Origin of the sequence: Shewanella sp. SM87 (assembly GCF_025653705.1) — a bacterium.
Lineage (GTDB): Bacteria > Pseudomonadota > Gammaproteobacteria > Enterobacterales > Shewanellaceae > Shewanella > Shewanella oncorhynchi.
Genome location: NZ_JAKKSC010000011.1, coordinates 87286 through 105828 on the forward strand (window position 1 = coordinate 87286; position 18543 = coordinate 105828).

Annotated in this window: 17 protein-coding genes; all 17 read left to right on the forward strand. The window is 45.2% G+C overall.

Features of this window, described 5'->3' with window-relative positions; genetic code table 11:
- Positions 1 to 20: 20 nt before the first annotated feature.
- The 17 genes from L5M11_RS11030 (at position 21) to L5M11_RS11110 (ending at position 18361) form a co-directional block, all read left to right on the forward strand.
- Positions 21 to 476 carry a hypothetical protein gene (locus L5M11_RS11030; protein ID WP_028761762.1) on the forward strand — a complete coding sequence of 152 codons (456 nt, stop codon included), beginning with the start codon at positions 21 to 23 and terminating at the stop codon, positions 474 to 476.
- A gap of 268 nt (positions 477 to 744) precedes the next feature.
- Positions 745 to 2229 carry an NAD(P)H-hydrate dehydratase gene (locus L5M11_RS11035; RefSeq protein WP_263139781.1) on the forward strand — a complete coding sequence of 495 codons (1485 nt, stop codon included), beginning with the start codon at positions 745 to 747 and terminating at the stop codon, positions 2227 to 2229.
- Positions 2230 to 2331: 102 nt separating this feature from the next.
- A complete protein-coding gene (tsaE, locus tag L5M11_RS11040; protein ID WP_028761764.1) occupies positions 2332 to 2790 on the forward strand; it encodes a tRNA (adenosine(37)-N6)-threonylcarbamoyltransferase complex ATPase subunit type 1 TsaE in 459 nt (152 codons plus the stop codon).
- A gap of 8 nt (positions 2791 to 2798) precedes the next feature.
- Positions 2799 to 4286, forward strand: a complete 1488-nt coding sequence (locus tag L5M11_RS11045; protein ID WP_263163631.1) for an N-acetylmuramoyl-L-alanine amidase — start codon at positions 2799 to 2801, stop codon at positions 4284 to 4286.
- A gap of 13 nt (positions 4287 to 4299) precedes the next feature.
- Positions 4300 to 6213 carry a DNA mismatch repair endonuclease MutL gene (gene mutL / locus L5M11_RS11050; RefSeq protein WP_411569223.1) on the forward strand — a complete coding sequence of 638 codons (1914 nt, stop codon included), beginning with the start codon at positions 4300 to 4302 and terminating at the stop codon, positions 6211 to 6213.
- Complete coding sequence (gene miaA / locus L5M11_RS11055; protein ID WP_263192083.1) at positions 6206 to 7132, forward strand: tRNA (adenosine(37)-N6)-dimethylallyltransferase MiaA; 927 nt, start codon at positions 6206 to 6208, stop codon at positions 7130 to 7132. Before mutL ends, miaA begins: the two co-directional genes overlap by 8 nt.
- Before the next feature lie 92 nt (positions 7133 to 7224).
- The gene (hfq, locus tag L5M11_RS11060; RefSeq protein ID WP_263163627.1) at positions 7225 to 7497 is read left to right on the forward strand and encodes an RNA chaperone Hfq; all 273 of its coding nucleotides are present in this window, start codon (positions 7225 to 7227) and stop codon (positions 7495 to 7497) included.
- Positions 7498 to 7520: 23 nt separating this feature from the next.
- Positions 7521 to 8828: a ribosome rescue GTPase HflX gene (gene hflX, locus L5M11_RS11065; protein WP_263192084.1), complete on the forward strand. Its 1308-nt coding sequence runs from the start codon at positions 7521 to 7523 to the stop codon at positions 8826 to 8828.
- Between the two features lie 36 nt (positions 8829 to 8864).
- On the forward strand, positions 8865 to 10004 hold the full coding sequence (gene hflK, locus L5M11_RS11070; RefSeq protein WP_028761770.1) for an FtsH protease activity modulator HflK: 1140 nt from the start codon (positions 8865 to 8867) through the stop codon (positions 10002 to 10004).
- 3 nt (positions 10005 to 10007) lie between these two features.
- Entirely contained in the window at positions 10008 to 10901 is an 894-nt protein-coding gene (gene hflC / locus L5M11_RS11075) for a protease modulator HflC (protein ID WP_113939145.1), read from the forward strand.
- A gap of 370 nt (positions 10902 to 11271) precedes the next feature.
- Positions 11272 to 11862 (forward strand): ubiquinol-cytochrome c reductase iron-sulfur subunit, encoded by a 591-nt coding sequence (petA, locus tag L5M11_RS11080; protein WP_006080059.1) that lies wholly within the window; start codon positions 11272 to 11274, stop codon positions 11860 to 11862.
- Entirely contained in the window at positions 11862 to 13076 is a 1215-nt protein-coding gene (locus L5M11_RS11085; RefSeq protein ID WP_105250274.1) for a cytochrome b, read from the forward strand. Before petA ends, L5M11_RS11085 begins: the two co-directional genes overlap by 1 nt.
- Entirely contained in the window at positions 13076 to 13774 is a 699-nt protein-coding gene (locus tag L5M11_RS11090) for a cytochrome c1 (protein ID WP_105250273.1), read from the forward strand. Before L5M11_RS11085 ends, L5M11_RS11090 begins: the two co-directional genes overlap by 1 nt.
- 96 nt (positions 13775 to 13870) lie before the next feature.
- On the forward strand, positions 13871 to 14500 hold the full coding sequence (sspA, locus tag L5M11_RS11095; RefSeq protein WP_006080065.1) for a stringent starvation protein SspA: 630 nt from the start codon (positions 13871 to 13873) through the stop codon (positions 14498 to 14500).
- On the forward strand, positions 14500 to 14937 hold the full coding sequence (locus tag L5M11_RS11100) for a ClpXP protease specificity-enhancing factor (RefSeq protein ID WP_263192085.1): 438 nt from the start codon (positions 14500 to 14502) through the stop codon (positions 14935 to 14937). The genes sspA and L5M11_RS11100 overlap by 1 nt, the downstream gene beginning before the upstream one ends.
- A gap of 179 nt (positions 14938 to 15116) precedes the next feature.
- Complete coding sequence (locus L5M11_RS11105; protein ID WP_263192086.1) at positions 15117 to 15701, forward strand: anthranilate synthase component II; 585 nt, start codon at positions 15117 to 15119, stop codon at positions 15699 to 15701.
- Positions 15702 to 15880: 179 nt separating this feature from the next.
- The gene (locus tag L5M11_RS11110) at positions 15881 to 18361 is read left to right on the forward strand and encodes a prolyl oligopeptidase family serine peptidase (RefSeq protein ID WP_263192088.1); all 2481 of its coding nucleotides are present in this window, start codon (positions 15881 to 15883) and stop codon (positions 18359 to 18361) included.
- Positions 18362 to 18543 lie beyond the last annotated feature (182 nt).

Below are 18543 nucleotides of genomic sequence, written 5' to 3' on the forward strand. Positions count from 1 at the left end.
CTGACAATGGAGTGCATTATATGCGTATTCAACAATTACGTGATCTACTCGAGTATGTGGCAAATTGCCGCTTAGATATGGCGCAACTCTATGGCCGACTCAACAATCAAGCTGACTCGGCTCGTGTGAAAATGATGTTGGAGTATTTTGAATCACACCAAAAAACCATGGCAGAAAAACTGCGTGATTATATGGATGAAGCACCACATCGTATTCTTGATACTTGGTATAAAGACTTCACTTTTGAAGACTTTACTAAGCGTTGCCAAGATACTATGTTGCCCGCAAACATGAATGAAGATGATGTGCTCAACTTACATTTAGACCTAGAGAATCGTCTGATTGGTTTGTTAGAAAAAACAGTTAACTCAACCACGGCGGAAGATGCGCGCAATGCGTTAGCCAATTTGATCCGAGTAGAGAAAACTCAGCAGCAACGTTTAGTCCATAGTACGATTCGGATGGACGATATCTAAATCGTCATTTCTTATCGATTCTCAAAGCCAGCCCAGTGCTGGCTTTGGTTTTTATGTCGACTTTGTATCGGCAACTTTTACTCTACTTTGCTCCATTTGGGCGGGTTTCTGCGCCTGAACTGATTTACGTCATAATTTCTCGCTGCTTTTTTTGCTACTTTCTTGATCTATTGGCTGATTTTTATTGGCCTTGCTCAATTCTGCCAAGACTTCTATGGTGAGATTACTCATTGTGAAATGGAGTCATTGGTGTCTAAGGAGATCCTTCATGGCACAAGATCTATCGCAATTTCCCAAAGCTCTATACACCCAAACACAAGTTCGCGAAGCGGAACTGAGTGCAGTGTCTCAGGGAGTATCTAGTCTCTATGAATTGGTCGAGCGTGCTGGCGCGGCGGCTTTTGAGTGTTTAGCGAAACATAGCTCCAAAGTCTTACCTGTGTTAATCCTTGCTGGCAGCGGTAACAATGGTGCCGATGCTTTAGTGTGCGCCCGTCTAGCCCGTGCCAGTGGTATGGACGTTTCTGTGATGATGACGTCAGCGGCAGGCACGCCTGAGTGTCAGCAAGCATTGACCCATTATCTTGCTGAAGGTGGAAAATTACTGCCGTTAGAGGTTGAACCTATTCTCGCAGCGAAAATCATAGTCGATGGTCTGTTAGGTACTGGGGTACGTGATGCTGTACGCGACGATATGGCTAAATATATCCGTGCCATCAATGACAATTCGGCTTGGGTATTGAGTCTTGATTTACCCTCTGGAGTCATTGCCGATACAGGCGCTGTAACAGGTGTTGCTGTGATGGCGGATATCACCTTATGTTTTGGTGGTGTAAAGCAAGGTGTGTTAACGGGTAAGGCGCGGCATTACAGTGGCGAGCTTGAATTTGCAGATTTAGGATTAACGCCTTTCTTTGCTGAAGCGAGCGCACAAAGAGTAGGAAGAGAGACTCTTAAGGACTATTTTGCCGCCCGAGCACGGGATAGCCATAAAGGCCAATCGGGGAAAGTCACTGTCATCGGCGGTGATATGGGCATGGCTGGGGCTGTGAGACTGGCAAGTGAAGCTTGCCTACGTGCAGGCGCGGGATTAGTCACTGTGATCAGTCGACCTGAGCATCAACTGACGGTGAATGTCTCCCGTCCTGAACTGATGTTTTGGGGTTGTGATTTAGTCGATATGGAAGTGTATCTGCGCCTTGGTTGGGCGCAGGTTATCGTGCTTGGCCCTGGTTTAGGTAAGCATGACTGGGGGTATAATTTGTTTAAAGCCGTGGGCTTGAGCGATAAGCCTTGTGTTTTAGATGCCGATGCATTGAATCTGCTCAGTAACGAACCAAGGCGCCAAACGAATTGGGTATTAACACCACATCCGGGTGAGGCGGCGCGTTTACTTGGTTGTACCGTGGTCGATATTGAACAGGACAGATTTGCCGCTGTTCGCGCTATACAGCAAAAGTACGGCGGTGTTGTATTACTAAAGGGCGCAGGAACGGTCATTTTTGATGGTCAGCAAATGGTTGTGGCACCAGTCGGCAACCCTGGGCTTGCCAGTGGTGGGTGTGGCGATGTGTTATCTGGTATTATAGGCGCGCTCATGGCTCAGGGAATGGATAATATGCAGGCAACGGTGCTTGGCGTAGTCGTACATGGTTGCGCCGCTGATCTTGCAGCAATACAGGGAGAACGTGGCATGTTAGCGAGCGATTTAATGCCTTTTATTCGCCAATTAGTGAATAGTGATTTACTCTAGACGGAATGTGAGACTCAAGCGGGGCTGGACTTTGTTATGTGCCCTGTGCCTTTTTAGGATTGAGTCGCTTCTCCATCAATAACAGCAGTGATATAAGCGGATATGACAGAGTTAACTTTTTTCTTAGACAACGAAGACGACACTATTGCGGTTGGGCAAAAATTAGCCCGCCATGTCCAAGCGCCTTTGACTCTGTATCTTACGGGTGATTTAGGAGCCGGTAAAACGACGCTGAGTCGTGGCTTAATTCAGGGATTGGGCCATAAAGGTGCCGTTAAAAGCCCGACTTACACTTTAGTTGAACCTTATGAATTAGAAGGTGTCGAAGTTTATCATTTTGATTTGTATCGTTTAAACGATCCAGAAGAACTCGAGTTTATGGGGATCCGCGATTACTTTACGGATAAGAGTCTGTGCATTGTTGAATGGCCAGATAAGGGAGAGGGTTTACTGCCCGCTGCCGATGTCCATATGCATTTAAGTTATCAAAATAGTGGGCGAGAAATACGCATAGAGGCCTTGTCTGAGCCAGGTGAAAAGTTATTAAAAGCGATAAAATAAAAACTAAAATGATAAAAAATAACCCGTATTTTCAAATTATTATTCTTTCTTTATGTTCTTTTTTCTCTGTGGCGGCCCATGCTGCTAATCAGTTAGAAAGCGTACGTATTTGGGCCGCGCCTGAGTCAACTCGAATCGTGTTTGACTTGAGTGGAGTGCCTGATTACACCTATTTCTCTTTAGATGGCCCTAATCGTTTAGTGGTGGATTTAAAAAAGACCACTGCTAAAGTTGTGCTTAAAAATCTTGAAAACAACAGTAAGTTGGTTAAGGGCGTGCGGGTCAGTAAGTCACCGACTAAAGGTGATTTGCGTTTAGTGATCGATCTCGTAAAACCGTTGAATGCAAGCTTGTTTTCTTTGCCTGTTACTGCGCCCTATGGCAATCGTCTAGTGGTTGATTTAGAAGATAAAACGTTAACTACTGCAACGGCTATCGTGTCATCTACACCCGTTAAAACTGTCACCCAAGCGGCGCAATCATCCCGCGATATTGTCATTGCTATTGATGCGGGTCATGGTGGCGACGATCCTGGCTCCATTGGTCCTTCTGGTGTTTATGAAAAAAAGGTCGCCCTAGAAATCGCCAGACGTGTTTCCAGCAAAATCAATGACACGCCAGGCATGCGTGCTGTGATGATCCGTACTGGTGATTATTTTGTGAATTTAAATAAACGCTCTGAACTGGCGCGCAACAGTAAGGCCGATCTGCTGATTTCTATCCATGCGGATGCCTTTACCTCGCCCAATCCACGTGGCGCCTCCGTATGGGTGCTATCAATGCGTCGTGCTAATAGTGAAATTGGTCGTTGGTTAGAACAAAAAGAGAAGCATTCTGAGTTGCTGGGCGGTGCGGGGGAAATTATCCAAAACACGGATAATGAACAGTATTTGGCTATGACGCTGCTCGATATGTCAATGAACAGTTCGATGGCAATTGGCCATTCTGTTGCGGGGGATATTTTAAAAGATTTAGGTGGCGTGACTCAATTGCATAAAAGTCGCCCTGAGTCCGCCAGTTTAGCTGTGCTGAAGTCACCGGATATTCCTTCCATCTTGGTTGAAACGGGCTTTATTTCAAACCCTAAAGAAGAGCGTTTACTGTCGAGTAGTCGTCATCAAGAGAGCATTGCCAATGCTATTTATAAGGGTGTGAGCCGTTACTATCACAACAATCCGCCAGCGGATACTTTGCTTGCCCAAAGAAGGGGAGGAAGCTCTAGCAGTGCTAAGCCAGCCAAAACCACAGCAAAAGCATCAGCAGAAAGAACCTCAACTGAAAGAACCTCAACTGAAAGAACCTCAACTGAAAGAACGCCTACAGCCTATGTTGGTGATGCAGTATCGACAAAGGTTAAACATAAGGTCCGTCGCGGGGAATCTTTATCTGCAATCGCGCAACGTTATAGTGTGCCTATGTCCAGCATCAAACAAGCGAATGGAATGAAGTCCGATGTGGTGCAGTTAGGGCAAACGCTAGTCATACCCCAGAGTTAAATAGGAAAGCATGATGGGCATTCAGATCCTGCCTCCGCAATTAGCCAACCAAATTGCGGCGGGGGAAGTGGTTGAGAGACCCGCTTCCGTAGTCAAAGAATTGGTCGAGAATAGCCTCGACGCAGGAGCGAGCCGAGTCGATATTGAAATCGACAAAGGCGGCAGCAAGCTGATTAAAATTCGCGATAACGGCTCTGGTATACCTAAAGATGAACTCGCTCTGGCCTTATCGCGCCATGCGACCTCAAAGCTGCACACTTTAGACGATCTCGAAGCTATCCTTAGTTTTGGTTTCCGTGGTGAAGCGCTAGCCAGTATCAGCTCAGTCTCACGTTTAACTTTAACGTCACGCACGGCTGAGCAAACCGAAGCATGGCAAGCCAATGCTGAAGGTGCCGACATGGCAGTTAAAGTGATGCCCGCCGCGCATCCAGTAGGTTCGACGATTGAAGTGGTGGATTTATTCTTTAATACACCGGCTCGTAGACGCTTTTTAAAGAGTGACAAAACCGAATTTACCCATATCGATGAATGGTTAAAGCGCATTGCATTAGTGCGTGGGGATATCCATTTCACGCTGACGCATAACGGTAAGATAGTACGTAATTATCGTCCTGCCATGAATGAAGCCCAGTATTTACAGCGTTTAACGCAAGTGTGTGGCCGTCCATTTGCCGAGCAAGCGCTTAAGATTGAATGCCAACACGATGATTTGCGCCTCAGTGGCTATTTGCAGTCACCTTGGTCACCGGTTATCAGCGATACCCATTACTTTTATGTCAATGGACGCCTTATCCGTGATCGCTTGGTCAATCATGCAGTGCGTCAAGCCTTTGCCCAAAAAGCAGAACTTGAACAACCCAGCTACGTGCTGATGTTGGATATCGATCCCCATCAAGTGGATGTTAACGTGCATCCCGCTAAGCATGAGGTGCGATTCCATCAGAGTCGCTATGTGCATGATTATATTCTGCAAGCATTGCAATCGGCGCTGGAAGAAGCAGGAGAGCTCAACTTCGTTCACTCAAGCTCTTTGGGTGAGGTTGAAGATGTGTTTGTGGATGCCCCGATAAGCGCCACTGAAATCTCAGCCCCTTTTGTATTTGGCGCTGATTCAGCTCAAGTTAATACGCAAGCTGATACACTTGAGTCTGCTCAAGATTCAGTTGCCCCTGCCGTTCAAGTAAAGTATGTAGGTGCAGGACGAGAAGGCGCCAGTTTTGGCACTCAAACGAATGCTTTTGGCAGCATGACAACACCAAGAGACAGCAGCCGTGGCAGTTATTCTGCAGGTGAATCTCGGCAACGTACTGAATTACCGTCAAAGGCGGCAATAGCAAGTTATGGTGCTTTACTGCAAACCCCTTCTTACAGTGTAAAAGATCAAGATTATCAGTCTGTGTTACCTATGCCATTGATATTAGATGGGCAATATTGGGTGATGACGTCGGAAGATAAACTCAGTCTATTATCAATAAAATCAGTAGCATTGGCGACGCGATGTCAAGAGATTGAAGCTAAGCTAGCGACTGGGTTAATTGGTCAGCCTTTATTGATGCCAGTGTCTGTCGCGGCTGATGCGGATTGGCAGGCTGTGCTCACTGAACACGACACGCTGATCCGCCAATTAGGTTTAGAACTAACAATTCGTTACCAGCAGTTGATTATTAAAAAAGTGCCCCCATATATCAGAGAGAGCCAGTTAGCCAAAGTGATCCCTGAATGGCTACAATCACTACGTTTTGAAACACCTGCGCCGAGCGCATTGGCGTTTTGGTTGGCAAAACACAGTTTAACGGGATTCGTTTCGGCACCAGAAGTCTGGGCAGCATTTTCGCAGTTAGCTGAAGAGAAAAAACAGCTTATTGCCAACAAAGCGATATTCTTACCTTGGCAATCGTGGCTAGAAGAGCAAGCAAGTGAATAAAGAATTACAGCCTAAAGTGTTATTTTTGATGGGGCCAACGGCCTCAGGTAAGACAGCTTTAGCATTAGAATTGGCCGAAAAGCATAACTGTGAAATCATTTCGGTCGATTCGGCATTAATTTATCGTGGTATGGACATTGGCAGTGCTAAGCCTTCAGCAGACGAACTGGCTCGCGGGCCGCACAGATTAATTGATATTCGTGATCCCAGTGAAAGTTATTCGGTAGCCGACTTTAGAGCCGATGCAATAGCCCAGATAGAAGAGATTGTCAGCATGGGGAAAACGCCAGTATTAGTTGGCGGAACCATGATGTATTTCAAAGCGTTACTCGAAGGTTTGTCACCTTTGCCGAGTGCGGACGACGCCATTAGGGCCGAGATCCAAGCGGAGGCGGATGAAAAGGGATGGGAAGCACTGCATGACCAATTAAGGGAGATAGATCGCGTGTCGGCAGAAAGAATTCATCCTAATGATCCACAAAGACTTTCAAGAGCGCTAGAAGTCTATAGAATAAGCGGCAAGAGCATGACTGAGTTGACTCAGACCAAGTCAGCTCCCTTGCCCTATGACGTAGTGCAGTTTGCTATTGCACCGCGCGAACGCAAAGTGTTACATGACTTAATAGCGCAACGTTTTGCGCTTATGCTCAAACAGGGCTTTATTGAGGAAGTCACAGAGCTAAAAGCCCGTGGAGACTTGCATTTAGACTTGCCTTCAATGCGTTGTGTCGGTTATCGACAGTGCTGGCAATACCTAGATGGTGAGTTTGACTATGATACTATGGTCGAAAAAGCGGTTGCTGCTACTAGGCAATTGGCTAAGCGTCAATTAACATGGTTGCGGAGTTGGCCAGAGTTGAATTGGCTTGAAAGTGGTGCTGAGGGGAATTTAGTTATACTTATGCGTCAATGCCGCTAGCTTATTAGCCCTTGCTGTATAATACTAAAACTAAACAAAAAACTATCACTGATATCGATTTATTTTATATAAATTAAAAAGGAAATAATAAAATGGCTAAGGGGCAATCTTTACAAGACCCATTTTTGAACGCATTGCGTCGCGAGCGCGTTCCTGTATCAATTTACTTGGTTAACGGCATTAAACTCCAAGGACAGGTAGAGTCGTTTGATCAATTTGTCATTCTGTTGAAAAATACAGTGAGCCAAATGGTTTATAAACACGCTATTTCTACTGTTGTGCCAGCACGCCCATTCAACGTTACTGGTCACCAAAATGCCCAAGGCGGATATGGTGTTCAAGATGATGCGCCTAGTGGCGAATAAGTATTATCTGAGGAGTTTGCTTCTTGTTTGATCGTTATGAGGCGGGAGAAACTGCGGTTCTTGTCCATATCGACTTTTCCGATGAGGAACGCCGAGAAGATTTAGTCGAGCTGCAGCTATTAGTAGAATCAGCTGGGGCAAGATCAGTCGGGGTGATTACTGGAAGTCGACGTTCACCGGATCGCAAATTTTTTGTGGGTTCTGGTAAAGCCGAAGAGTTAGCTGCATTAGTGGCGGCGACTGAAGCCAATGTGGTGATTTTTAATCATGCATTGAGTCCAGCCCAAGAGCGTAATCTTGAGCAAGTGTGTCAGTGTCGTGTGCTCGACCGTACGACACTTATTCTCGATATTTTTGCCCAAAGAGCGCGAACTCACGAAGGTAAGTTACAGGTGGAGCTAGCGCAATTGCGCCATATGTCGACTCGCCTGATCCGTGGTTGGACGCATCTTGAAAGGCAAAAGGGCGGTATTGGTTTACGTGGTCCAGGGGAAACCCAGCTCGAAACCGATAGACGTTTGCTCAGAGGACGGATTAAAAATATCAACAAACGCTTAGAGCGAGTTGATAAGCAACGTGAACAGAGTCGACGTGCACGTAAGCGTAGTGATTTGTCGACAGTTTCACTAGTCGGCTACACTAACGCGGGTAAATCAACGCTGTTTAATGCCCTAACATCATCTGATGTTTATGCTGCAGATCAGCTATTTGCCACACTCGATCCTACGCTAAGAAAGTTAGATTTACCTGATGGTGCCGTGATATTAGCGGATACTGTAGGGTTCATTCGTCATTTGCCCCATGATCTCGTTGCTGCATTTAAGGCAACCTTACAAGAGACAAGGCAAGCTGAGTTATTACTACACATAGTTGATTGTGCAGATGAAAACATGGCGGATAATTTTGATCAGGTTCAATCTGTACTGAAAGACATCCAAGCCGATGAAGTCATGCAACTCGTGGTCTGTAACAAAATCGATTTACTCGAAGATGTGACGCCAAGAATTGAATATAACGACATAGGCAAACCCGTTCGAGTTTGGGTTTCAGCACAGAAGCGTTTAGGATTTGATTTGCTATTGAAAGCCATCACTGAGCTTATTGGTGAGGTGATTAAAGAGCTAACACTTAGAATTCCGGCAACTGCTGGACATTATCTTGGCCAGTTTTATCGACTGGATGCGATACAGCAGAAAGAGTACGACGATCTGGGGAACTGTATTTTGTCTGTTCGTTTATCGGACGCCGATTGGCGCCGATTAACAAAACAGAGTCAGGGTGAGTTAGAAACCTTCATCTTCGAAGATTCGATAGATGAAGTTGTTTGTTAATAATCTAATTTATTTCATCCACTTATGGAGTGCTAAATGGCTTGGAACGAGCCCGGTAACAAGGGTAATGATCCTTGGGGAAATAAAGGTGGTAACGACAAAGGACCACCGGACCTTGACGAGGTTTTTCGTAATCTTTCAAAGCGCTTTGGCGGCAAAGGAAATGGCTCAGGCCAGTCTTTTAGTTCGTTTAGCCTAATCATCATTCTTGCTGTTGCTGTAGTTGTTTGGGGACTTTCGGGTTTTTATACAATTAAAGAAGCTGAGCGTGGTGTGGCACTGCGATTTGGTAAACACGCTGGCGAAATTGGTCCTGGACTTCATTGGAAAGCCACATTTATCGACCAAATTTATCCCGTCGACATTCAATCGGTTCGCTCTATTCCTGCGTCTGGTAGCATGCTGACATCCGATGAAAACGTCGTGAAAGTTGAGCTTGATGTTCAGTATCGTATTTTAGATGCTTACTCATATCTATTTAGTGCCGTCGATGCGAACGCCAGTTTGCGTGAAGCGACTGACAGTGCACTGCGTTATGTCATTGGACATAACAAGATGGATGATATTCTGACTACTGGCCGTGATGCTATTCGTCGCGATACGTGGAAAGAGTTAGAGCGCATTCTTGAACCGTACAAATTGGGTCTTGCTGTTGTTGACGTTAACTTCTTACCGGCACGTCCGCCAGAAGAAGTGAAAGACGCCTTCGATGATGCGATTTCTGCCCAAGAAGATGAACAACGTTTTATTCGTGAAGCTGAAGCTTATGCCCGTGAAATTGAACCAAAAGCTCGTGGTGAAGTTGAACGTATGGCGCAACAAGCGAATGCTTACAAAGAGCGTGAAGTCTTAGAAGCTCGCGGTAAAGTGGCTCGTTTTGAGTTGTTATTACCAGAGTATCAAGCTGCGCCTGAAGTGACTCGGAAGCGTTTGTATCTTGATACAATGCAGCAAGTGATGACAGATACGAATAAAGTGCTGATTGATGCTAAGAACAACGGCAACTTAATGTACCTACCGCTAGATAAGTTAATTCAGCAGAAGCCTGCGACAAATGAGCTGGAAGCTAAGCCACAGCAAAATGTTAATTCTTCATCTGTATCAACGACTCGCGCGAATGAGCCTTTGAGTGGACGTCCATCCCGCGATGATCGTACTCGCCAAGGGAGGGAGTAATCCATGGGTAGATTAAGCGTTATTCTTATCGCCGTGCTCTTAGGTATTGGTTTGTCATCTTTAATGGTGGTGAATGAAGGCGAGCGCGCAATTGTGGCGCGTTTCGGTGAAATTTTAAAAGACGACGTTGACGGTAAGCAAGTCACCCGCGTCTACGGCCCAGGCCTGCACATGAAAGTGCCTGTGATCGATAAAGTAAAATTACTCGATGCCCGTATTCAAACACTCGATGGTGCAGCTGATCGTTTTGTTACTTCAGAGAAGAAAGACCTTATGGTCGATTCCTATGTGAAGTGGCGCATTATGGATTTCGAAAAATATTACCTGTCTACAAACGGTGGTATTAAGTCGAATGCAGAATCGCTATTACAACGTAAGATCAACAACGATTTACGCACAGAGTTTGGTCGTCGCACTATCAGAGAGATTGTTTCTGGTAAGCGTGATGAACTGCAGAATGATGCGTTATCCAATGCCTCAGAAAGTGCAAAAGACTTAGGTATTGAAGTTGTTGATGTGCGTGTAAAGCAAATCAATCTACCGGCTAACGTCAGTAACAGTATTTACCAGCGTATGCGTGCAGAGCGTCAAGCTGTGGCAAAAGAGCATAGAGCGCAAGGTAAAGAACAGTCTGAAATCATTCGTGCAACGATAGATGCCAATGTGACGGTGAAGATTGCCGAAGCTGAACGTAAAGCCTTAACCATTCGAGGTGAAGGAGATGCGTTAGCAGCGAAGATATATTCTGATGCTTACAACAAAGATGCTGAGTTCTTCGGTTTTGTTCGTAGCTTAGAGGCTTATCGAGCCAGTTTCTCAGGCAAGTCCGATATTATGGTGTTAGAGCCTGATAGCGAGTTCTTCAAGTATATGAAGAGCACTGCACCTAAGAAGTAATACATTAAAAGTATTGATTTAATAGGTCCTGTTATTCAGGGCCTATTTTTTTATCTGGCGATTGTTAACTTAGATTGAAAAGTCAGGGCTAATTTATATTAGCGATGCATGCTTTATGCCGATGTCACAGACAAGAAGCTTAAAATATGATCCAAATGAATTAAAATGGGTTAATAGTTGGGTCTTTTTTAGGCTTTTTTTAAAAAACACGCAATCTCCCTAACTTACTTGCGTGTTTTCACTATGATCTGCTTCTAATTTTTAGCTATAATGAGCCCCGCTTCAAACTTCGATTTTTGACCCTAGTGATGACTAAGGGCTGAAAGTCTTTGAAATATAAAAATTCCAACACCCTCTGGGAGATAAGTGGATGAGCAATGCGCCAGTCGATACCGGACGTCGCAGATTCCTGACAGCCGCAACCGCCGTAGTAGGTGGTGCTGGTGCCGTCGCTGTAGCGGTTCCTTTCATCAAGTCATGGAATCCGAGTGCCAAAGCGAAAGCTGCAGGTGCACCGGTCGAAGTAAATATCAGTAAAGTAGAGCCAGGTCAGCTGATCCGTGTTGAGTGGCGTGGAAAACCTGTATGGGTTGTCCGTCGCACAGATGCTGTGATCAATGAACTGCCAACACATGATGATAAGTTAAGAGATCCTGCTTCTGCTGAGATGCAGCAGCCTGATTATGCAACAAATCCTTTGCGCTCAATCAAGCCAGAGTATTTTATTGCTGTCGGTATTTGTACCCACCTCGGATGTTCACCTACTTATTTGCCAGATTCATTTGGTGAGCAAGTTGAAGGTGTCACTTCTGGTTTCTTCTGTCCATGTCATGGCTCTAAGTTCGATATGGCTGGTCGCGTTTTCCAAGGCGTACCTGCTCCATTGAACCTAGTTATCCCTCCACATCAATACGTTGATGATGGCACCGTGATTATCGGTGTAGATAAAGGAGTGGCGTAATGGTTAAGAATTTAATTAATTGGATTGATGCGCGTATCCCAATGACGGCGACTTATAACCGTCATGTGGGCCAGTACGCTACGCCAACTAACTTTAACTTTTGGTATTTTTTCGGTTCGCTAGCGATGTTGGTATTGGTTAACCAATTACTGACAGGTATCTGGTTGACGATGAACTATGTACCAACAGCAGAAGGTGCATTTGCCTCTGTTGAATACATAATGCGTGATGTTGAATACGGTTGGTTGCTGCGTTATATGCACTCAACTGGGGCTTCAGCCTTTTTCGTGGTGATTTATCTGCACATGTTCCGTGGTTTAATTTACGGTTCATATCAGAAGCCTAGAGAACTACTGTGGCTGTTCGGTATGTTAATTTTCCTCGTGTTGATGGCCGAAGCCTTTATGGGTTATTTGCTGCCATGGGGTCAAATGTCATATTGGGGCGCGCAGGTAATTATCTCTCTGTTCGGTGCAATTCCAGTTATTGGTGACGACTTAACCCTGTGGATCCGTGGTGACTACGTGATCTCTGGCGCAACGCTGAACCGTTTCTTTGCGCTGCACGTTATTGCTCTGCCGCTAGTATTAGTCGTACTCGTGTTTTTACACTTAATTGCGCTGCATGAAGTGGGTTCTAACAACCCTGACGGTATCGAAATCAAGAAGAACAAAGACGAAAATGGCTGGCCAGTTGACGGTATTCCATTCCACCCATATTACACTGTAAAAGACATCATGGGCGTCGCGGGCTTCCTGATAGTGTTCTGCTATGTGTTGTTCTTTATTCCTGAAGGCGGTGGTTACTTCCTTGAAAAGCCAAACTTTGAAGCGGCTAACTCGATGAAGACTCCTGAACACATTGCACCCGTTTGGTACTTTACTCCTTTTTACGCCATTTTACGTGCTGTGCCTGATAAATTGGGTGGCGTGATAATGATGGGTCTGTCGATTGCAGTGCTGTTCGTATTGCCTTGGTTAGATCGCTGTAAAGTGAAGTCAGTTCGCTACCGTAGTACGCTACATAAGCTGAATATTGCCCAATTTGCTATATCTTTCATAGTATTGGGTTATTTAGGGGTAGTGCCTGCCACACCGACGCTGACGATAGTTGCACAGGTGTTTACTTTCACTTACTTTGGTTTCTTTGTGGCGCTGTGGGTATACAGCAAGAATGAAAAAACTAAACCTGTTCCAGCGAGGTTGACACACTAATGAAAAAATTATTGATTGCATTAGTTACCTTGTTGCCGACGTTGGCTATGGCCGCGAGCGGACATAAAATTCATTTAGAAGATGCCAATGTTGATCTGCATGATAAAGCTTCTTTAGAGCGTGGTGTGGACCTGTTCCAACATTACTGTTCTGGTTGCCACAGCACTCAGTATCAACGTTATGAACGTGTAGCGACCGATATCGGTATCTCTGCGGATGATATGCGTAATAAGTATATGTTCACCGATGCTAAAATTGGTGAGTTGATGCAAAACGCTATTCCACCTAAAGATGCTGCTAAATGGTTTGGTGCTACACCGCCAGACTTAACTTTAGTTGCTCGTGTGCGTGGTGAAGATTGGGTTTATTCCTATCTGAAAGGCTTCTATAAAGATCCAAGTCGCCCATTTGGTGTGAATAACACAGTATTCCCATCTGTTGGTATGCCACATGTACTCGAAGAGTTACAAGGCACACCAGTTAAACAAGAAGATGGCACTATTGTGGTGACTGGCGGTAAATTGAATGCGGAAGAATACGACCAAGCAGTACGTGATATCACAGGCTTCTTAGTTTATTCGGCTGAACCTGTTAAGCTAGAGCGTCAAGCTATGGGCTGGTGGGTACTCGGATTCCTATTTATATTCTTTATTGTGGCCTACCTCTTGAAGAAAGAGTATTGGAAAGATGTACACTAGGCACCAATAACGGGTAAAATGTAATATCCGCATAGTGTAAACGGGGGGCTTTGCCCCTCGTTTACTTTTGTTTTATTTCGATTCTGGAGGGTATCAATGGCTGTTGCTGCCAACAAACGCTCTATCATGACACTGTTTTCAGGTGCTGATGATCTGTATAGCCATCAAGTACGTATCGTGTTAGCTGAGAAAGGGGTTACTGTTGATGTTTTACAGGTCGACCCTAACGAAATGCCTGAGGATTTGCTCGAAGTAAATCCATATAACTCAGTGCCCACTTTGGTAGACCGTGAACTCGTTTTATACGAATCACGCATTATCATGGAATATTTGGATGAGCGTTTTCCTCATCCGCCTTTGATGCCAGTTTATCCTGTGTCTCGCGGCCAAAGCCGTTTGATGATGCATCGCATCGATACTGACTGGTATTCGCTCGTTGACCGTATCCGTAAAGGTGATCGTGTTGAAGCGGCTCGTAAAGAGTTGACTGAAAGCCTGATCGCAATTGCGCCTATCTTCGGTGAAGTGCCTTACTTCATGAGCGAAGAATTTGGTCTAGCGGATTGCTACCTTGGCCCATTGTTGTGGCGCTTACCTGTATTAGGTATTGAGCTAGATAGCCGTGTAGCTAAAGATATCAAAGCGTATATGACACGTATTTTTGAGCGTGAATCGTTTAAAGCTTCTTTAACTGAAGCCGAACGCGAAATGCGTATGGGTATGTAATGAAACCTTTGACTCCAAATCGTCCTTATTTACTAAGGGCTTACTATGATTGGTTGATGGACAACCAATTGACTCCTCACGTTGTGGTTGATGCTTTTGTTGAAGGCACTCAAGTACCGCAGCAATACGTGAAGGATGGCCAGATAGTGTTGAATATTGCTGCTGGCGCAGTGGGCAATTTGCAAATTAGCAATGAGTGTGTGGAGTTCAATGCGCGTTTTGGTGGTGTTCCTCAGCAGGTGATGTTGCCAATGGCGGCGATTGTCGCTATTTATGCCCGTGAAAACGGTGCTGGCACTGTCTTCGATATCGAAGATGCTTACCTGATGGACGATGAAGTCGATTCATCTTTATCTGTTGTTGAAACAACAGATAAAGCGTTTGAACCGACAGATGAGCCTCCTAAGCGTCGCAGTCATTTAACTGTGGTTAAATAACTGTGGTGAAATGCCCAAGTCGTTTAAAAACTAAGCCAGTCTAATGACTGGCTTTTTTGTCGCTGTATTTTAATCCCCACAATTGGTTAAACCTTAAGTACAAGGTGTGATAGCATTTGCGCCCGCATTCATCCGTTAGATATGCGTTACCTTTACCCATTTAGACCAATGGATCTTGTATGTTGCTAATAATCGATAATTACGACTCTTTCACCTTTAACTTAGTGCAGTATTTTCAGCAGCTAGGGCAAGAGATAGTGGTTAAGCGTAATGACGAAATTAGCCTAGCCGACATAGAGGCGCTTGCGCCGACTCATCTGGTGATTTCGCCCGGACCTTGCACACCTAATGAGGCGGGGATCTCCCTCGCGGCGATTGAACATTTTGCTGCGCGCATGCCAATCTTAGGTGTCTGTTTAGGGCATCAGGCGATGGCACAGGTTTTTGGTTCCAATGTAGTGCGTGCCGAACGGGTAATGCATGGCAAGGTCAGTGCCATTACGCACACTGGCCAGCGGTTATTTAAGGGATTAAATCAGCCTTTAACCGTGACACGTTATCACTCGTTACTGGTTGATGCTGTGCCTGAAGGTTTTGTACTCGATGCTTGGTTTGACGATGCAATTCACGGCCGAGAAATCATGGCCATGAGCCATCAAGACTTACCGCTTTATGGGGTGCAATTTCATCCCGAATCAATTCTCACCGAGCAAGGTCTCGAACTGTTAGCCAATTTTTTAGCGCAACCGGCTGTGCCCGTATAATTTCCTCGCCTTAAAAACTCTCCACACTATCAATTTCTGTTACAAGATTTATCCTTCTTTTAAGCAAGTTTAGCGATTAACTATGCTATAACTGCCGCAAAACTACGCGAATAGGCGAAACCAGCAGATAAGTAGACTGGGTCATTTAGCCATTGCGATAACAATAAAAGGAAGGATAAATGAGAAGCGTAATGCGAAATTTGGGTTTTAGTGCGTTAGCGGTTGCCGTATTGGCAGGGTGCGCAGCGACATCGACTGAAACTGCAACTCCCGTAATAGCTCCGCCAGCATTCCAAGTTCCCTTAGCCCAACCGCCACAAGTTTCACAGGCGCTTACGCTTAATCAAATTATGGCAAATCCTGATTGGATGGGGATCTTTGCCAAAGAGGCTTACTGGAGCGACGATAGCCAAAGCGTGCTATTTGCCCGCCAAGCGAGTGCTTCACCTCTGCGTAGCTATTATCAGCAAGGCATCAATGACAGCCGCGCCGTCGAGCTAGCTCTCGATAAGTTATATGCGGCAGATCAGCAGTTTGGCGTGTTTGATCGCACTAAGTCCCACAAGGCTTACCTATATCAAGGCAACATTTTTGTTAAGCAATTAAGCACGGGTAAGATCAGCCAATTGACTCGCCAGCGCACCGCCATCGATGGTGTGCGTTATCTCAATAATGGCGATATTGCCTATTGGCAGGGCGACAATGTTTTCCAAATTCATCAAGATTCAGGCTTAGTCGAGCAACTTGCTGAAATTAAAATGGCGAAAGCACCAGAAGCGGTAAAAGAGCCGACGTCTTATATTGCGAAACAACAGCACAGATTGATTCAGTATGTAGCGCTGCAGCAAGAAAATGCTAAAGCTAAAGCGCAGTACCAAGATGAATTACAAAAAAACGATCCAACGCTCGCCGCCAGCACTTGGTATTTAGGCGATAGCGAAGTGGTGTCAGAGCTGAGTTTATCACCCGATGGCCGCTATATTTTAGTTGCGCTTACAGATAAAAATTACACAGGTAGCAGCGAACACGACATCATGCCTAATTACTTAGGTAGCGAAGGTTATATCGACCCTGTGCCAGTGCGTGCGCGCGTGGCTGAAGATACGCCACCAGGGCAACGTTTTGTTGTGCTTGATTTAAAACAACATAAAAAAGTCGATATCACAATCGAGGGCCTTACTGGTTTTGATGAAGATGTGCTAGCCAAAGTGAAAGCTGAAAATGCTAAAGCGAAAGGCGAAACTTATCAAAGTACTAAATCGCCACGTAAAATTCAGTTGATGCAGGATTGGGGCTGGACTCAGAGTGCGATTCAATGGCATGAGTCGGAAAATAAATTAGCCCTGATGCTAGAAGCAACTGATAACAAAGATCGCTGGATCGCTAGTGTCGATCTTGCTAAGGGTAAATTTATTACCGAACATCGTTTACATGATGATGCATGGGTGAATTACGACTACAACCAATTCGGTTGGTTACCGGATACGGATACCTTGTATTACTTGTCAGAAGAGTCCGGTTATTCGCAGCTTTATATTAAAGCTCAAGGCGAAAAGCCGCGTGCGTTAACCCAAGGCAAGTTTGTGGTGAGTGATATTACGCTGTCACCGGATGCCAATTACATCTATTACAAAGCGAATCAGAGTCACCCCGGCATTTATAATGTTCACCGCGTGAATCTTGCCACAGGTAAAAATGAGCAATTAACTCAGTGGGATGGCAACTTAGATTACAGCTTAAGCCCCGATGGCACTCAGCTATTACTCAATGCCTCACGCCGCACACAGCCTAATGAACTTTATGTTCAACCCATTGGCGGCGAGTTAAAGCAGCTGACGTCTTATACCAGTGATGCCTTCAAAAATTACCCATGGCAAGCGCCAGAAGTGGTAGCAGTACCTTCAAATCATGGTGCTGGCAATGTGTACGCTCGAGTTTATCTGCCGCAAGGCTATGATAAGTCCCGCGCTGAGAAATATCCTGCGGTTATTTTCAATCACGGCGCAGGTTATCTGCAGAATGCCGATTATGGTTTTAGCGGTTATTTTCGCGAGTTTATGTTCCACAACCTGCTGACTCAACAAGGTTATGTTGTGATGGACATGGATTACCGTGGCTCTAAAGGTTACGGCCGAGATTGGCGCACCGCTATTTATCGCAATATGGGTCATCCAGAAGTGGAAGACTTAAAGGATGGCGTAACGTGGATGGCGACTCATACCCATGTCGATACTAAGCGTGTCGGTACTTATGGTGGCTCTTACGGTGGATTCTTAACGTTTATGTCTTTGTTTACCGCGCCGGACTTGTTCCAAGCTGGAGCTGCATTGCGTCCTGTGGCGGACTGGGCACATTATAATGCGCCTTATACCTCTAATATCTTAAATACGCCTGATGTCGATCCTATCGCCTATGAGCGCAGCTCTCCGATTGAGCATGCCCAAGGATTAACTAAACCACTGCTTATCATGAGTGGCGTAATGGACGACAACGTTTTCTTCCAAGACAGTGTGCGTATGGTACAGCGCCTCATTGAACTGGAAAAACCAACCTTTGAAATGGCGATTTATCCTGTTGAGCCCCATGGTTTCCGTCAACCTTCTAGCTGGTTAGATGAATACCGCCGCATCTATAAGTTATTTGAACAAGAACTTAAATAATTCAGTTCGATTTCTTTTAAAGGTCTCCTAGTCGAGGCCTTTTTATTGGGTAACTGACTAGGAAATATCCGATATAACTCTTTGTTTGCGTTCTGCGACTTTGCATTATTGCTAAGATTAAGTGTATGTGCTGAAATTGTAATGATTTTGAGAGTTTGATTGTGTTGACGTCACTCGGGCAT

What these genes read in the sequence shown, in the direction of transcription:
- L5M11_RS11030 (WP_028761762.1), top strand. Translation starts at nt 21, where the DNA reads ATGCGTATTCAACAATTACGTGATCTACTCGAGTATGTGGCAAATTGC.
- L5M11_RS11035 (WP_263139781.1), top strand. Translation starts at nt 745, where the DNA reads ATGGCACAAGATCTATCGCAATTTCCCAAAGCTCTATACACCCAAACA.
- tsaE (WP_028761764.1), top strand. Translation starts at nt 2,332, where the DNA reads ATGACAGAGTTAACTTTTTTCTTAGACAACGAAGACGACACTATTGCG.
- L5M11_RS11045 (WP_263163631.1), top strand. Translation starts at nt 2,799, where the DNA reads ATGATAAAAAATAACCCGTATTTTCAAATTATTATTCTTTCTTTATGT.
- mutL (WP_411569223.1), top strand. Translation starts at nt 4,300, where the DNA reads ATGGGCATTCAGATCCTGCCTCCGCAATTAGCCAACCAAATTGCGGCG.
- hfq (WP_263163627.1), top strand. Translation starts at nt 7,225, where the DNA reads ATGGCTAAGGGGCAATCTTTACAAGACCCATTTTTGAACGCATTGCGT.
- hflK (WP_028761770.1), top strand. Translation starts at nt 8,865, where the DNA reads ATGGCTTGGAACGAGCCCGGTAACAAGGGTAATGATCCTTGGGGAAAT.
- hflC (WP_113939145.1), top strand. Translation starts at nt 10,008, where the DNA reads ATGGGTAGATTAAGCGTTATTCTTATCGCCGTGCTCTTAGGTATTGGT.
- petA (WP_006080059.1), top strand. Translation starts at nt 11,272, where the DNA reads ATGAGCAATGCGCCAGTCGATACCGGACGTCGCAGATTCCTGACAGCC.
- L5M11_RS11085 (WP_105250274.1), top strand. Translation starts at nt 11,862, where the DNA reads ATGGTTAAGAATTTAATTAATTGGATTGATGCGCGTATCCCAATGACG.
- L5M11_RS11090 (WP_105250273.1), top strand. Translation starts at nt 13,076, where the DNA reads ATGAAAAAATTATTGATTGCATTAGTTACCTTGTTGCCGACGTTGGCT.
- sspA (WP_006080065.1), top strand. Translation starts at nt 13,871, where the DNA reads ATGGCTGTTGCTGCCAACAAACGCTCTATCATGACACTGTTTTCAGGT.
- L5M11_RS11100 (WP_263192085.1), top strand. Translation starts at nt 14,500, where the DNA reads ATGAAACCTTTGACTCCAAATCGTCCTTATTTACTAAGGGCTTACTAT.
- L5M11_RS11105 (WP_263192086.1), top strand. Translation starts at nt 15,117, where the DNA reads ATGTTGCTAATAATCGATAATTACGACTCTTTCACCTTTAACTTAGTG.
- L5M11_RS11110 (WP_263192088.1), top strand. Translation starts at nt 15,881, where the DNA reads ATGAGAAGCGTAATGCGAAATTTGGGTTTTAGTGCGTTAGCGGTTGCC.